Origin of the sequence: Polaribacter sejongensis (assembly GCF_038024065.1) — a bacterium.
GTDB lineage: Bacteria > Bacteroidota > Bacteroidia > Flavobacteriales > Flavobacteriaceae > Polaribacter > Polaribacter sejongensis.
Map to the genome: position 1 here is coordinate 2,667,231 of NZ_CP150667.1, position 15,787 is coordinate 2,683,017.

Below are 15,787 nucleotides of genomic sequence, written 5' to 3' on the forward strand. Positions count from 1 at the left end.
GTTGTTTACATTCGAATGACAATTTACGAATAATTTTAAATAAAAGTAAATTAAACAAAAACAATAATAATTGTTATATTTTAAACATAAATTATGATGAAATCCTTTTTTATTACCCTGTTATTATTAATTTCTTTTGGATGTAAAAAAGAAACAACATCATCAGAAGAAAAAACAGCTACTACAAAAAAACACGAGTTTGCTATTATTATTCATGGTGGAGCAGGAACGATATTAAAAAAGAATTTATCCGAAGAAAAAGAAGCAGCTTACAAAGCCAAGTTAGAAGAAGCTGTAAAGGTTGGACATGCTATTTTAAAAAATGGAGGAACAAGCCAAGAAGCAGTAATGAAAACAATACAAGTAATGGAAGAGTCACCATTGTTTAATGCAGGTAAAGGAGCTGTTTTTACACATGAAGAAACGAATGAATTAGATGCTTCTTTTATGGATGGAAAATCTTTAAATGCAGGTGCAGTTGCTGGAGTTACCAATGTAAAAAGCCCTATTGAGTTGGCTATAAAAGTGATGACAGACTCAGACCATGTGATGCTTTCTGGAAAAGGAGCCTCTATTTTTGCAAAAGAAAAAGGGTTAGAAATTGTCGATCCAAGTTACTTTTATACAGAAAAGCGTTTTCAATCTTTACAAAGAATAAAAAATAAAAATAAAACGGAGTTAGATCATGATGATAAAAAAGCTGCTTTTTATGATGCTGATATCAAAAATGCAAAGTTTGGAACTGTAGGTTGTGTAGCCTTGGATAAAAGTGGGAATATAGCTGCAGGAACTTCTACTGGAGGAATGACAAACAAACGTTGGGGAAGAATTGGTGATGCTCCGATTATTGGTTCTGGAACGTATGCAAATAATAAAACATGCGGAGTTTCATCTACAGGTTGGGGAGAATATTTTATAAGAGGTCAGGTTGCGTATGATATTTCTGCACAAATGGAATATCAAAATAAAGCTTTAAAAGAAGCAACTACAGACGTTATACAAAACAAACTGACTAAACTTGGAGGAACTGGAGGTGTAATTGCACTAGATAAAAATGGAAATATGTCTTTTGAATTTAACACAGCAGGAATGTACAGAGCTTCTATGAACGATAAAAATGAACTAATTGTAAAAATTTACAAAGAATAAGCCAACCATTCTTCTGGAATTGGACCTAAGTCTAATTCTATTTTTCTAGATTTTACAATCTTCTTAAAACCTAATCTAGATTTTATAGGAACAGACAAATTGATATTGTTCTTTTTATTTATGAGTTCTAGAACTTCGTAAATTGTCCTTTTTGTACACAATACTAAGCTATTCATCATAGCATTAGATTCTTTCTCTAAATCATAAAAATCTACAAAATAAGCAGGTTTTTCATCCTTATAAACAACCCATTGTGTAGATTTTTCTTCTAATGATACTATAATTTCTTTGGTACCACTTAATGTTCTATATGTGTTTGCTAAAAATGTCATCTTGCTTTCTTTTAAAAAATCAAATTTAATATAATGTATTAGTAATTCTTTTTACAATTCGATAGAACTACCATAAACATCGTTAAAATGTATATTTAATACCTGAATATATGCCAAAATTGAAAGGAGAAAAACCATTGGAATTCTCACTAAACGTATCTAACTGTGCTTTAAACATGGGGTTTAAGTTTAAAGACCATTTATTATTTAAGAAATAATTAAAATCAAAACCTAAATTCCCACTAAAGTTAATATTATTTAAATTGTTAGCACTACCCGAATTAGTAAAAAATTGAGAACTAAAATTAACTTCATTTTTATTTAAAAACAAAGAACTAAACCCTGCAACTACCTGTGTATTGAAATTTTTAACAGTTAAAAAATTATATTTCACCTCTATTGGGACTTCAATATAACCAAATATTTGATTCAAATCTCCATTTAAACTCGTTCTACTTATCATTGCACTGTTATCAAAATCTGAAGTTTGTATCGGAGCTGTATTAAAAGATAAAGAAACACCACTATTAAATGCAACAGGTGATGTACTTTTTGAAATTGAAGAAACAGCTGTTACCTGATTGTTCACAAAACCCATTTCTTGCAAATGGACACCAGATTGAATGCTCCATTTTTTATTGATTTGGTAGCCTATCTGAAAACCATAAGAAAAAGAGTTCTTTCCTTTTGTGGAATTAGCTAAACTTTTATTTACAGGAGATGAATTTGAAAATGAATTCGAATTTAAAACTGCAAAAACAGGTGCAATAGACCATTTATGTTTTAAATTTTTAATAGAAAAAACACTATCCCTATCTTTTATAAATTTATTTAAATCGACCTTATTTTTAGGCAATTCTTTTTCTATAGCTACATTCTCTACAATTCTCTCTTTTTCTTCAGAAAAAACCTCCTTATTTTTATTGATATCTATCTTTTTATCGTTCACAGAATCTAACGTCTCCTTAGTTGTATTCCTAGCAGTATTATTAGCTAATAAAGTCTTTTCCACAACGTTTTTATCACGAACTAACTTCTTTTGAAAACGAGGTTCTTCTACATCCTTTTTTACACTTTTTATACTTTCTTTCGTTTTTTTATCTGCAACTAGTATCTTTTCTTCAATTTTTGTATTTTGAATAAGTGAATCTATTTTTGGTAGATCATTTTTTTCTACTTTATTTTCGGTACGCTCTGTTACAATCGTTTTAGAATCGATTTTTATAAAATCAGTTTCATCTGTAGAGACCGGAAATAGTAACATTCCTAAAAGTAACATCGCTGCTGCCCCACCTGCAAACCACCAAAGAGGTACTACCCTTCTTTTCTTCTTTTTAAGTTTAGATTCTATATTGCCCCAAACTTTTTTATCTGGAGTTACCTCCAAATTTTTAAGCTGATCTTGAAACAATTTATCTAAATTCTTATTCTTCATTAGTTAATCATTTACTGTTGTTTTTTGATGCATTTCTAATTGATCTTTCAAAATTTTTCTTGCTCTAGACAGGTTCGATTTTGATGTTCCTACAGAAATCCCTAACATTTCTGCAATATCTTTATGAGCATAATCGTCTAAAACATATAAGTTAAAAACCAATCTGTATTGATCTGGTAATTGCTGAATACAGCCCAACAACACATCCACATTAAAAGAAGTGTCTTCTATATTAAACTCTTCTTCTGTTTCTAATTCATCAGAAAAATCACTTACATTTTGCAAAGGAGACTTTACTCTATATTTTTGCAAAACAGTATTTACAGTTACACGTTTTAACCAACCTTCAAAAGAACCTTTGTGGTTATATTGTTTTATTTTTTCGAAAATAGTCATAAAACTATCTTGTAAATTATCCTCTGCATCTTGATAATTACTCGAATATTTTAAACAAACTGCAAACAGCTTATCGGCATAAAGCTGATAAACTGTTGATTGCGCTGTAATTTTCTGCTTACAGCATTCTTGTATGAGTTCTTCTAGTTTGATGGTACTAATTTACAGGAACTATTACTTCCTCAAAAATATTTTCGCCCTCACTATCAGTTCCTTTAAAGAACTTAAAAATATAGTCTTCTGTTTGAGACGCTGTAACAACAAACTTCTTTTCTTCTTGCACAGTTTCTTCTGTACATTCTTCATCTAATAAAACCATTGCAGTTACTGCAACTGTTCTTGTAGAATCTTTAGTTTCATAATAAATTTGTTCAAAAGAATAACAATCGTTTGGAAAAGAATATTTTATAGTAATAGTATCTGATTCTCCATATGTAAAACTTTCTGGAGTAATTGCTTCATCTATTGGCATAAACTCAAATTTATAATTTGGTACATCATCGTTGTTTAAACAAGAAGCAAAGACAAATAATCCTAATAAAAGTAAACTAATTTTTTTCATGGTTTTTGTGTATTAAATTAATATTTAAGAGTTGGAATTCCATTTTCACATTCAACAGAAACAGGAACACTTCCTATAGAACAATCTGAAATTATGCCCCATTTAACGTTAAATGTTTTTTCTGCTTCTGTGTATATTTCTATTTTATTTAAAAAATCATTTGTATCTATTTCAGATGAATAAGCTATATATCCTTGCGAACCTCCACAAGCTTTTGCGCCGTAAGTGGTAAACAACCAATTTGTAGCGTCTGAGCAAGAAACACTGCTAGACAATTCTTGAATTTCATTAAATAAATCCATTAAACTTCTATATTCAATCTCTTGTTCTGAAAGCTCCTTTTTTACAACCAACTCATCTTCTGTTAACCTTATAATTCTCCAGGTATAATTTGTTGGGTAGCTTTCTGTAGCAATGTTAATAAGCGTAGTATCTTGTTCAAAAACACCTTCAATATTGAAGAAAGTTAAAGGCGGTGTGCCACACCAACCAGAAGTTCGTTCTATAAAACCTCCCGCTTGATCAAATGAAACTCCGTATGCCTCATTTGGTAAAGAGCTTCCTCTTTTAAACGTTATAGTATCATTATTATAAACTGGTTCTTGCCAATAACCTATTAGTAAATTATCAGTATCTACAGGTATCTCATTATTTTCACAAGAAAAAAATAAACTTACAAGTAGTAAAAGGAAAAGTTTTTTTAAGTGCATTATTTAGGTGTTTTATTACAAGATGCAGAAATTTTAAAAAGGTTGCGTCTAATATTGTTATTTTTGCAAAGTATATGCAAAACACTATTTTTAACATCCGAAATCAAGAAGAATTTAAGCAAGCTGCTTTAGCTGTTTTTAAACATCAATTTAAAAACAATAAAGTATATCGTTCTTTTTGCGATTTATTATACATTCATCCTTCAGACGTTACTAAAGTTGAAGAAATTCCGTTTTTACCTATTCAGTTTTTTAAAAGCAGAAAAGTACTTTCGTCCTTAGAAGAAATTGAAGAAACTTTTACAAGTTCTGGTACCACAGGAAGTCTTACTAGTAAGCATTTTGTAACAGATATTAACCTCTACAAAAAAAGTTACCTAAAAGGATTTGCTAATTTTTATGGAAACATAGAAGACTATGTAGTTTTGGCTTTATTGCCAAATTATTTAGAAAGAAATGGTTCTTCTTTGGTGTTTATGGTGGATGATTTAATTCAGAAATCTAACAACCCAGAAAGTGGTTTTTATCTAGATAATATTCAAGAATTAGCAAAAAAACTAGTTGAATTAGACAAAAAAGGACAAAAAACGCTCTTAATTGGTGTTTCTTTTGCTTTGTTAGATTTGATAGAAATGCAACAATTCAACCTAAAAAACACCATTATTATGGAAACTGGTGGTATGAAAGGACGAAGAAAAGAATTGATTAGAGCTGAATTACATCAGCTTTTACAAAGCGGATTTGGAGTTTCTGAAATACACTCAGAATACGGAATGACAGAATTATTAAGTCAAGGGTATTCTAACGGAAACGGTGTTTTTGACACACCACCTTGGATGAAAATTTTGACCAGAGACACCGAAGATGCTTTAACAATTCAACAAGTTGGAAAAACAGGCGGAATTAATGTAATTGATTTAGCCAATTATAACTCTTGTGCTTTTATTGCTACGCAAGATTTAGGCAAAGTACATGAAAACGGAACTTTCGAAATTATTGGTCGTTTCGATAATTCTGATATTAGAGGTTGTAATTTAATGGTCTTATAAAGAAATTAAAGATGAAATTTAAATTAATTGAAGATTTTAAAGAGTTTGCCGTAAAAGGGAACATGATAGATATTGCCATTGGTCTTATTATTGGTACGGCTTTTAACAAAGTAATAAGTACTTTGGTAAAGGAAGTTTTTATGCCTCCATTGTCTTTTATGACCAATGGTAGAAAATGGGAAAACAAGAAAATTATTCTAAGAGAAGCTGTACTTATAAAAGAAAAAATTACGGTAGATGAAATTGCTATTGGTTATGGTAAATTATTTGAAGCAGGTATCGATTTTTTAATTATTGCTTTTACCGTTTTTATGGTTGTTAAAGTGATGAATTCTATGAAAAAGAAAGCAGACGACCCAAAGAACAAAGCCGTGGTGACTCCAAAAAATATTGAGTTAATGCACAAAACCAACGAACTTTTAGAAAAACAAAACGAATACTTGCAGAAACTTTTAGCAGAAAAAAAATAGTGAAACATACGTTTTGTAAATTTTGTTTTTAAATTACGACTGATTTGTTAACAGCTAATTAAACACAAAACGTAATGAATACTAAAACAGCCCTTTTATACCTAGTCCTTTTTTCTTTTATAGGATGCCAATCCGGTCAAACCAAAACAGCACCTCAAACAACCGTAAAAGAAGAAAACACCTCTATTTCTAAAAGTGATCAATTTAACAAATATTGGTATTCTGGTAAAGCAGAATTAAGCAGTTACACGTTAAAACAAGCTAGATATGGCGAAATACGAGACGGAGAAGTTGTTTTAGTTTTTGTTACAGAACCTTTTTCTGTTAGCAAACAAGTTAAGTTAGACAACCCGCAAAAAGCAGGAACCGATAATATTTCTGTTCTAAAATTAAACCAGGTTCGTAAATTTAATACGGGGATTTACAATTACTCTATTGTCACCTCTACCTTTACCCCTATTGATACTAAAAATCACCCTCTTACTTTAAAAGCTGCTACAAGTATTCAAGAATGGTGCGGACATACTTTTACACAACTAAACCTTGCTGATGACAAATATAATTTTAAACAGTTTTCTTATTTTGAAGTTGATGGAGACGAGGAAAAAACAATTAATGCCACTTATTTAGAAGAAGCATTATTCACTAAAATTCGTATTTCAAAAGGACAATTACCTGAAGGAGAAATCAATTTGATTCCTTCTACTATTTACAGTCGTTTTAACTACAAAAAAATGGATGTAGAGAAAGCGGAAATTAGTAAAACAACATCAGAAAAAACGTTTACCTATAAAATAAAGTATCTAAATATTAATAGAACTCTTACCATTGATGTAGAAAAAGAGTTTCCCTATAAAATTTTAGGTTTCACAGAAGTTGATGGAACTGGTTTAACCACAACTGCAAAACTTAAAGCAACTAGTAATGAGCCTTATTGGGAACAAAAAAAGTTATCGGATCAAGATAAAAGAAAAGCTTTAAAATTAAAATACGAATAGTTTTTTTTTAAGGTTTCTGCTATTATTTATTAGCAAAAAAGTTACTTGACTTTCTCATAAAAAACAGCTAACTTCGTTTAACTTCTGATATAAAATGTTAAGACGTTTGATATCAATTGAGTTGTACACGATACGATTGCGAAAAATGAAAAAAACATTACTTTTATTGATTACATTATTATCATTGAGTTGTTCAGAAAAACCAAAGAAAGATTGGAAAACAGAAACACCTACTTTCAATGATTTTGAAACATCTGGATTTTGTGATATGAGTTTTCGTTCAACGAATCCAAATTTTGAAAATTCGAATATTGATACTAAATATAAAGCAGAAGTTATAAGACAATTCAAGAAAACTGAAAATTATTATAACTGCAATTATATAATCACACCGATTCACAAAGCTGATAAAGAATGGGAATTACACATTTTTAACGCATATAACGGAGAATTTGTTCAGTCTTTAAAACATCAATATGGAGCAGAATTAACAATAGAAAGTTCATTGATTATTCTTGATGGAATGGATGACGGAACATTTGATGAGTTAACCCAATTTTGGATTATGGAAAATGATAAAATGATACGAATAAAATAACCGTGTACAACAACTGGTATATTCTATAGCTTGGTTTTTGCACACTTACGAAAATCCTCTCAGATTTTCTTGGTCGGTAAATATTTACTAAATTAGTTGCTTAAAATACGCTACAAAACATACCAAAAACCGTTAAACGAACGTTTCTTAAAAAACAAAAAAGGCGAAAAATTTTAAATTTTTCGCCTTTTTATATAAATTAATTTGCCTTTTTATTGCTCTTCTTTCAAAGCATTCCAACCTTGTGCTTTCAATGCAATTTCTTGGCTAGCTCTTGTTACTAAATTTAAACCTTGGTTTTCTGCAGTAACATGCCCAATAATAGAAAAATGTGGATTTCCTTTTATCTTATCAAAATCTGCAATTGGCACGGTAAATAACAATTCGTAATCTTCACCTCCACTTAAAGCAACCATGGTAGAATCTAGCTCAAATTCTTCACAAGCAGAAATTACTTGCGGGTCTAAAGGTAATTTATCTTCATAAATCTTACACCCTACTTTACTTTGCGTACAAATATGAAAAAGTTCTGACGAAAGCCCATCAGAAATATCAATCATAGAAGTTGGTTTTACTTCCATTTCCTTTAATAAACCCGGAATGTCTTTACGTGCTTCTGGCTTTAATTGACGCTGAATTAAGTATGTGTAATTATCTAAATCTGGCTGATTATTTGGATCCACCTTAAAAACTTGCTTTTCTCTTTCTAAAACTTGTAATCCTAAATAAGCGGCACCTAAATCTCCAGAAACCACAATTAAATCGGTTTCTTTAGCGCCATCTCTGTACACAACATCCTCTTTTTCTGCTTTACCAATTGCGGTAACAGAAATTAAGATTCCTTTGGTAGACGAAGTAGTATCTCCACCAACTAAATCTACATTATAGCTTTCACATGCTAATTGAATTCCGGAATACAATTCTTCAATTGCTTCTAAAGGAAATCTATTCGAAACCGCAATAGAAACCGTAATCTGTTCTGCAACTCCATTCATTGCATACACATCAGATAAATTTACCATTACAGCTTTATATCCTAAATGTTTTAACGGCATATAACTTAAATCGAAATGCACACCTTCAATCAACAAATCTGTGGTAACCAAAGTTTGTTTATCCGAAGCATCTAAAACCGCAGCATCATCTCCAACAGCTTTTATTGTAGATGGATTTTGCACTTTAAAATATTGTGTAATATGGTTGATTAAACCAAACTCACCTAGTTCGGCCAACGACGTCTTTTGTGTATTTTTATCTTCTAACATCTTGCAAAGATAGGTACATTCTAAAAAATGACAGAATTACTTTAACACCTATATTTTTTATTTTAGAATTTAAACAGTACTTTTAAATTCTAATCCTATTCCTCATGGTTCGTTTTCTTGTAGTCTGCTTTTTTATTCTACTCCATATTTCAAGTGTAACTGCTCAAGAACTCATAGAAATTGCAGAAGCAGAATCTAAATCTGCTGCTACAAAAATTCATTTTAAAGCAAATTCTAATACCTCAAACTACGATATCACCTATCATAAATTAGAATTTTCTGTAGATCCTTCCGTGGCAGCTATTTCTGGTAAAGTAACCACCACTTTTACTGCTTTAAACAATTTATCTACTGTTACGTTTGATTTAGATGATAATATGACGGTGACTTCGGTTACTCAAAACGGAAATACTTTATCTTTTTCTCAAAACTCAAATGACGAATTGGTTATTACACTTCAAGCTACTTTAAACCAAGGAAACTCTACATCAGTTGTAATAGATTACAATGGAAACCCAACAAGTAATGGTTTTGGTTCTTTTGAAGTAAATACTCACGGAACCGCAAATACTCCGGTTCTTTGGACGCTTTCTGAACCTTATGGCGCTTTGGGTTGGTGGCCTTGTAAACAAGATTTGAATGATAAAATTGATATGATTGATGTGTATATTACTGCACCAGAACAATATGTTTCCGTTTCCAACGGATTAGAGCAGAGCACATCGACTAATTTAGGCTTTAAAACCACACATTTTAAACATCAATACCCTATTCCGGCTTATTTAATTGCCATTGCTGTAACCAATTATGAAACTTATTCGCATGATGTTTCTCACAATGATAATAATTTTCCGATTGTAAACTATGTGTATCCCGAAAGTTTAACTTCAGCCCAAAACAGCACTTTAGTTACCGTTGATATTATGGAGCATTTTATCGATTTGTTTGGCGATTATCCTTATAAAAATGAAAAGTATGGTCACGCACAGTTTGGTTGGGGCGGTGGAATGGAGCACACAACTGTTTCCTTTATGGGAAATTTTAGCCGTGGATTAATTGCGCATGAATTGGCGCACCAATGGTTTGGAAATAAAGTTACCTGCGGAAGCTGGAAAGATATTTGGCTAAATGAAGGTTTTGCAACTTATTTATCTGGTTTAACCATTGAACATTTAGATGGAGATCTTTCTTTTAAAAACTGGAGAAGTTCAACCATTAATTCTGTAACCTCATCTACAAATGGAGCGGTTTACCTTACGGATATAGATACCACAAGCGTCAGCAGAATATTTAATAGTAGATTATCTTATAATAAAGGCGCCATGGTTTTACACATGTTGCGTAAAAAACTAGGCGACACGCATTTTTTTGAAGCTTTAAAAAACTACATTTCAGATCCTGATTTGGCTTACAATTATGCAAAAACTCCAGATTTAATAGCACATTTAGAAACTGCAAGTGGTTTAGATTTAGAAGAGTTTTTTAACGATTGGATTTACAATCAAGGATATCCAACTTACAATGTAAACTGGCATCAACCAGAAACAAATACCATAAATATAACATTGAATCAAACCCAGAGTGATCCTTCTGTTTCTTTTTTTGAAGCCAATGTTCCCATCCGTTTAAACGGAACAAACGGAGAAGTTTTAGACATCATTTTAAACAACACCACAAACGGACAAACTTTTGTAGAAAACGTTACTTTCACAGTAAATTCAATAGATTTTGATCCAGATACTCATTTAATTTCTAAAAACAATAATGTTACTTTAGGTATAGAAAACAATCCATTTATAGCAGAAAACATTTCTTTGTTTCCGAATCCAGTAAATGATATTTTAACGATTGAAACCTCAAAGAATATTACATTCAAAAATGTGATTATTTACAACACGCTTGGTAAAGAAATTTTTACAACTAGTAATAAGGAGGTTAATCTTAGTCAATTGAATCAGGGTATTTATTTTATTAAAATATTTACGGATGCAGGAAACTTGTATCAGAAGATTATTAAAGAATAGTGTTTTGATTGAAGTGTTCTCGATACAAAATTTCTGAAAAAGAAATTTCACTCGAACTGACAGCATGTATTATTCAAAAGATTTGTTACGCGGAAATGACAAAACTGGATAGAAACTAAACTAAGCTTGTCACTTCGAAGTATTGAGAAGTCTCAAAACAGTGATATCAAAGCGCAACCAAGCATTATGTGATTTCTCCAAAAAGGTCAAAATAACAAAACTGGATGGAAACAAAACTGAGCGCAGCCAAACTAAACACAAAAAAATACAAAGCTTGTTACTTCGAAGTATTGAGAAGTCTAATAACAGTTATAACACTGCACAACCAAGCCTTATGTGATTTCTCCCAAAAAGGTCGAAATGTCAAAACTGAATGGAAACAAAACTGAGTGCAGCCAAAACTAAACGCAAAAAAACACAAAGCTTGCCACTTCGAAGTATTGAGAAGTCTCACAACAGTGATACCATAGCGAAACCAAGCATTATGTGATTTCTCCCAAAAAGATCAAAATAACAAAACTAAGCGCAGCCAAACTAAACGCAAAAAAACACAAAGCTTGTCACTTCGAAATATTGATAAGTCTCATAACAGTGATACCACAGCGAAACCAAACCTTATGTGATTTCTCTCAAAAAGGTCGAAAGGACAAAACTGGATGGAAACTAAACTAAACTAAACGCAAAAAAACACAAAGCTTGTCACTTCGAAGTATTGAGAAGTCTCATAACAGTGATAACACAGCGTAACCAAGCCTTATGTGATTTCTCCCAAAAAGGTCGAAATAACAAAACTGGATGGAAACTAAACTAAACTAAACTAAACGCAAAAAAACACAAAGCTTGTCACTTCGAAGTATTGAGAAGTCCCATAACAGTGATACCACAAAATTGAGTAGCAAAAATTGCATCCAACCTTTTTAAAGCCTTTCACCCGTTTATAAATTAGTTTTTCTATTTTTACCGATATAAAAAATTCATCTTTTGATTTCCATAACAACATCAGAAAATAAAAAAGTCTATTTTGCTTCCGACCAACATTTTGGAGCACCAACTCCTGAAGCTAGTTTTCCTCGCGAAAAAAAGTTTGTCGCTTGGTTAGATGAAGTAAAAAAAGACGCAGAAGCCATTTTTTTATTAGGCGATTTATTCGATTTTTGGTTCGAATACAAAACCGTAGTTCCTAAAGGGTTTGTAAGAGTTTTAGGAAAATTAGCAGAAATAAAAGATTCAGGAATTCCGATTTACTTTTTTATAGGAAATCATGATTTATGGATGAACGATTATTTCCAAAAAGAACTGAATATTCCTGTTTATCATGAACCACAAGAGTTTTTAATCAACAATAAAAAGTTTTTAATTGGTCATGGAGACGGTTTAGGTCCTGGTGATCATGGGTACAAACGCATGAAAAAAGTGTTTACATTTCCATTATTCAAATGGATGTTTAGATGGTTGCATCCAGACATTGGCGTACGTTTAGGGCATTATATGTCTGTAAAAAATAAATTAATTTCTGGTGATGATGATGCAAAATACTTAGGTGATGAAAACGAGTGGTTGGTATTGTATTGTAAAGAAAAACTAACCCAACAACATTACGATTACTTTGTATTCGGACACAGACACCTTCCTTTAGAAATAGAGCTACAGGAAAACAGTACATATATAAATCTTGGAGATTGGATTCAGTATTTCACCTATGGTAAGTTTGATAAAGAATTTAAGTTATTAAAAGCATAAAAATAAACCTTCACTGATTTAGTTTAAATACTTTTATAAAATAATAGACATAAAAAAAGCGGCAAATTGCCGCTTTTTAAATATAAAATAATTCATTTATTTCAAGTTAAAACTTACTCTTGCAAATAAGAATCTACCGCCAATACCAAATTGCTGTGCTCTTCTAGACCAATCGAAACGACCATCACTTCTATTACCAAAAGAAGCTTCTGCCATATCTGGATAAATGTCAAACAAGTTATTTGCACCAATTGTTAACGTTAAAGCATCTGTAGCTTTATACCCTAAAGATAAATCTGTAACTACCTTAGAACTGAATACCTGTTGGTTAGCAACTACTGTTGTAGCCTCTGTTACTTCACCAAAATATACATTTCTTAAAAAGATATTAAATTTACCCGTTGTAAAACTATTTGTTAAATTCAACTTCGTTCTTGGCACTGCTTCTTCTAAATACACTCTACTATCTTCAGGAAAATAAGTACTTACTAAGCCTGCATTTTCTAAAACCGTAGATGCATTAATATCTCCTACTTGCTCTGTTTTAGATAAAGTTGCAGATAAATCTGTTTTTAATCTAGAATTAGCACCAATATCAGCTTTATGCGTAATTACAAAATCGATTCCTTTAGATTGTGTGTCTATTGCATTTGCAAAAAAAGATGCTGCAGAAGCATTTGCTTGCGTTAATAAATTATCTAATTCTGTCCCAGTACCAGGGCCTTCAAACTGACCTGTATAAACTACTCTGTCATCAATATTAACAACATAACCATCTAAAGTTAAAGTAATATTAGCATCTGGTAATTTTGCTGTAAACCCTGCACTAAAACTGGTAGAAGACTCTTCTTCTAACTGAGGAATACCTAACAATTGAGCCGCTCTACTATCATTGGCAAAAGTCCCCACTTCTTGTGGATCTCCATTCTGATCAAAAATAGTTGAGGTAGAATTAAAGTTTAATTGGTGTAAAGAAGGTGCTCTAAATCCAGTATTAAAAGAAGCTCTAATTCTAAAGTTCTCTGAAGCTTTAATTAAAGTTGCTAATTTAAAATTTACAGTAGAACCAAAATCTGAATAATCTTCAAAACGAGTTGCGAAGTTTAACGAAATAGCTTCAGATAAATCTGCATCTAAATCTAAATAACCAGCAATACTACTTCTACCTCTAGACAGCTCATTACTTGGACTGAAACCTGGAAATACTTGCGAACCACCTGGTCTTGCAGCATCAAAAAAGTCTAATAAAGGCACCTGTGTAGATATCTTAATAGCCTCACCTGTTGCTGTATATTGAGTATAAGAAGCTTCTTCACCTGCAGTAATTTCATAATTCTCTAAACGATATTCTGCACCAAAAGCGACACCTAAACCTTGAAAAGTATTTTTATAAAATTTATTTAAATCTAAGTTTACGGTATTTTGAGAAAAAGCAAAACCACCAGCATCAAAAACTGTTGGAGAAGCATTTCCTTGCGATGCATTAAATGTATTTCCAATCATATAATCGAAAGCATTTCTACCATACGTATTTGAAAAATCTACATTCCATTCTCCAATCTTACCTTTAATTCCCACTGCTAAAGATTTATCTGAAATAGTAGAATTAATTTCTGGTAAAAAACCATTAATATAGGCAGGTGTGTACGTTCTACTTTGGTTTGGTAATCTATAAAAACCAGCAGAATTACCATCTCTAGAACCTAAACCAGCAAAAGAATACAGTTCGGTACCATTGTCATCTAAAGGTAATTTAAAGTTGGCAAAAAACCTACCTCCTCTTACTTTAGACTGTCCAACTCTCATGTTAAAGTCTTTACTTTCTAAACCTCTTGCTGCTAATTCTGCAGTTGTATTATCTCCTGATAAAACACCCTGTAATTGAGATTTTGTTGTAGCTCCATTTAAATTAATACCAGCCTGATTTGCATATTGAATAACATCACTAACATCATTATCTAATAATTTGGTTAAATCATAACCATCATCATTTGCAAATCTTTCAACGGTATTATATAAATTGAATATCGTTCCTTCCCAATCTTTCATTCTGTTGTAAGCTTCTCTCACATCAAAATCTCCAGTAAAGTTAATAAAACCACCTTTATCACCAATTGGCAATCCATAGTTTGCACTAATATTGGTAGTTTGTCCGTCTACACCTCCCGTTTGTCCGTTGGCATTTTTACTAAAATTAGCACCAGTAGTAACTACTAAAGCCAATTCATTTACGCTTTCATTTAAAACGATGTTAATAACACCCGCAATAGCATCAGAACCATATTGTGCTGCTGCTCCATCACGTAAAACTTCAATTCGTTTTATAGATGCTGCAGGAATTGCATTTAAATCTGTACCAACAGAACCTCTACCAAAAGTTCCATTAATATTTATTAAAGATGAGGTATGTCTTCTTTTACCATTTATTAATACCAAAACCTGATCTGGTCCTAAACCTCTTAAAGACGCTGGATCTATATGATCTGTACCATCAGAAATTGTTTGTGTATTAGATGTAAATGATGGAGCTACAAAATTTAAAATCTGATTTAAATTTACTTGTGGTGAAGATGCAGCCAATTCTTTCATATCTACAATATCTATTGGAACCGGAGAATCTATAGCAGTTCTATTAGGATTCCTAGAACCTATTACAACAACTTCCTCTAAAGAATTATCTTCATTTACCAAAATTGTTAAATAATTGGTATTTGTAACATTTACCTCTTTAGAAGCATATCCCATAGAGGAAACTACCAATTTTATAGGTAAACTTTCTACAGCAACAGAAAACTCTCCATTAATATCTGTAACCGATCCGTTGGTTGTTCCTTTTTCAATAACATTTACATATGGCAAACCACCACCAGATGAATCTGTAACTTTACCCTTTATTGTTTGTGCTACCATAGCCAAAGGCAACATAAATAACAAAGTGATTACTACGTTTTTTAATAAGTAATTTTCTTTCATATTAAAGTATTTTTAAAGTTATTATCTCTAAATATCGCCTTTTTAAACTAAAAATACAATATTTTAACAATTTCTTTATGCTATAA

Annotated in this window: 14 protein-coding genes; 7 read left to right on the top strand and 7 right to left on the bottom strand. The window is 31.4% G+C overall.

Going from position 1 to position 15,787, the window contains the following annotated elements; all coding sequences use genetic code 11:
• Window positions 1-96 precede the first annotated feature (96 nt).
• Window positions 97-1,149, top strand: a complete 1,053-nt coding sequence (locus tag WHD08_RS11155) for an isoaspartyl peptidase/L-asparaginase (protein ID WP_205860231.1) — start codon at window positions 97-99, stop codon at window positions 1,147-1,149.
• On the opposite strand, the gene WHD08_RS11160 is transcribed toward WHD08_RS11155, so the two are convergent.
• From WHD08_RS11160 to WHD08_RS11180, 5 genes are all read right to left on the bottom strand, one after another.
• Window positions 1,137-1,481 (bottom strand): hypothetical protein, encoded by a 345-nt coding sequence (locus WHD08_RS11160; protein ID WP_165731507.1) that lies wholly within the window; start codon window positions 1,479-1,481, stop codon window positions 1,137-1,139. The genes WHD08_RS11155 and WHD08_RS11160 overlap by 13 nt on opposite strands.
• Window positions 1,482-1,563: 82 nt before the next feature.
• Window positions 1,564-2,916: an outer membrane beta-barrel protein gene (locus WHD08_RS11165; RefSeq protein ID WP_208890781.1), complete on the bottom strand. Its 1,353-nt coding sequence runs from the start codon at window positions 2,914-2,916 to the stop codon at window positions 1,564-1,566.
• 3 nt (window positions 2,917-2,919) lie between these two features.
• Window positions 2,920-3,465, bottom strand: a complete 546-nt coding sequence (locus WHD08_RS11170) for an RNA polymerase sigma factor (RefSeq protein WP_208891195.1) — start codon at window positions 3,463-3,465, stop codon at window positions 2,920-2,922.
• A 4-nt stretch (window positions 3,466-3,469) separates the two neighbouring features.
• The gene (locus WHD08_RS11175; RefSeq protein WP_165731505.1) at window positions 3,470-3,874 is read right to left on the bottom strand and encodes a hypothetical protein; all 405 of its coding nucleotides are present in this window, start codon (window positions 3,872-3,874) and stop codon (window positions 3,470-3,472) included.
• A gap of 17 nt (window positions 3,875-3,891) precedes the next feature.
• Window positions 3,892-4,584 carry a hypothetical protein gene (locus WHD08_RS11180; protein ID WP_208890780.1) on the bottom strand — a complete coding sequence of 231 codons (693 nt, stop codon included), beginning with the start codon at window positions 4,582-4,584 and terminating at the stop codon, window positions 3,892-3,894.
• A 74-nt stretch (window positions 4,585-4,658) separates the two neighbouring features.
• On the opposite strand from WHD08_RS11180, the gene WHD08_RS11185 reads away from it, so the two are divergent.
• The 4 genes from WHD08_RS11185 to WHD08_RS11200 all read left to right on the top strand — a co-directional run bounded on the left by WHD08_RS11185 (window position 4,659) and on the right by WHD08_RS11200 (window position 7,699).
• Window positions 4,659-5,633, top strand: a complete 975-nt coding sequence (locus WHD08_RS11185) for an acyl transferase (protein ID WP_208890779.1) — start codon at window positions 4,659-4,661, stop codon at window positions 5,631-5,633.
• Between the two features lie 11 nt (window positions 5,634-5,644).
• Window positions 5,645-6,103, top strand: a complete 459-nt coding sequence (gene mscL / locus WHD08_RS11190; protein ID WP_208890778.1) for a large conductance mechanosensitive channel protein MscL — start codon at window positions 5,645-5,647, stop codon at window positions 6,101-6,103.
• Between the two features lie 74 nt (window positions 6,104-6,177).
• Window positions 6,178-7,101 (top strand): septum formation inhibitor Maf, encoded by a 924-nt coding sequence (locus WHD08_RS11195; protein WP_208890777.1) that lies wholly within the window; start codon window positions 6,178-6,180, stop codon window positions 7,099-7,101.
• 184 nt (window positions 7,102-7,285) lie between these two features.
• Window positions 7,286-7,699, top strand: coding sequence for a hypothetical protein (locus tag WHD08_RS11200; RefSeq protein ID WP_340832476.1), 414 nt, complete (start codon window positions 7,286-7,288; stop codon window positions 7,697-7,699).
• 212 nt (window positions 7,700-7,911) lie between these two features.
• On the opposite strand, the gene thiL is transcribed toward WHD08_RS11200, so the two are convergent.
• Window positions 7,912-8,964 (bottom strand): thiamine-phosphate kinase, encoded by a 1,053-nt coding sequence (gene thiL, locus WHD08_RS11205; protein WP_208890775.1) that lies wholly within the window; start codon window positions 8,962-8,964, stop codon window positions 7,912-7,914.
• Window positions 8,965-9,068: 104 nt separating this feature from the next.
• Between thiL and WHD08_RS11210 the strand changes: the two genes are divergently transcribed.
• Together WHD08_RS11210 and WHD08_RS11215 are read left to right on the top strand one after the other, a co-directional pair.
• Window positions 9,069-10,988, top strand: coding sequence for a M1 family aminopeptidase (locus WHD08_RS11210; RefSeq protein ID WP_208890774.1), 1,920 nt, complete (start codon window positions 9,069-9,071; stop codon window positions 10,986-10,988).
• A 981-nt stretch (window positions 10,989-11,969) separates the two neighbouring features.
• Entirely contained in the window at window positions 11,970-12,728 is a 759-nt protein-coding gene (locus WHD08_RS11215) for a UDP-2,3-diacylglucosamine diphosphatase (protein WP_165731497.1), read from the top strand.
• Window positions 12,729-12,824: 96 nt separating this feature from the next.
• On the opposite strand, the gene WHD08_RS11220 is transcribed toward WHD08_RS11215, so the two are convergent.
• The gene (locus WHD08_RS11220; RefSeq protein ID WP_208890773.1) at window positions 12,825-15,701 is read right to left on the bottom strand and encodes a TonB-dependent receptor; all 2,877 of its coding nucleotides are present in this window, start codon (window positions 15,699-15,701) and stop codon (window positions 12,825-12,827) included.
• Between the last annotated feature and the right edge of the window lie 86 nt (window positions 15,702-15,787).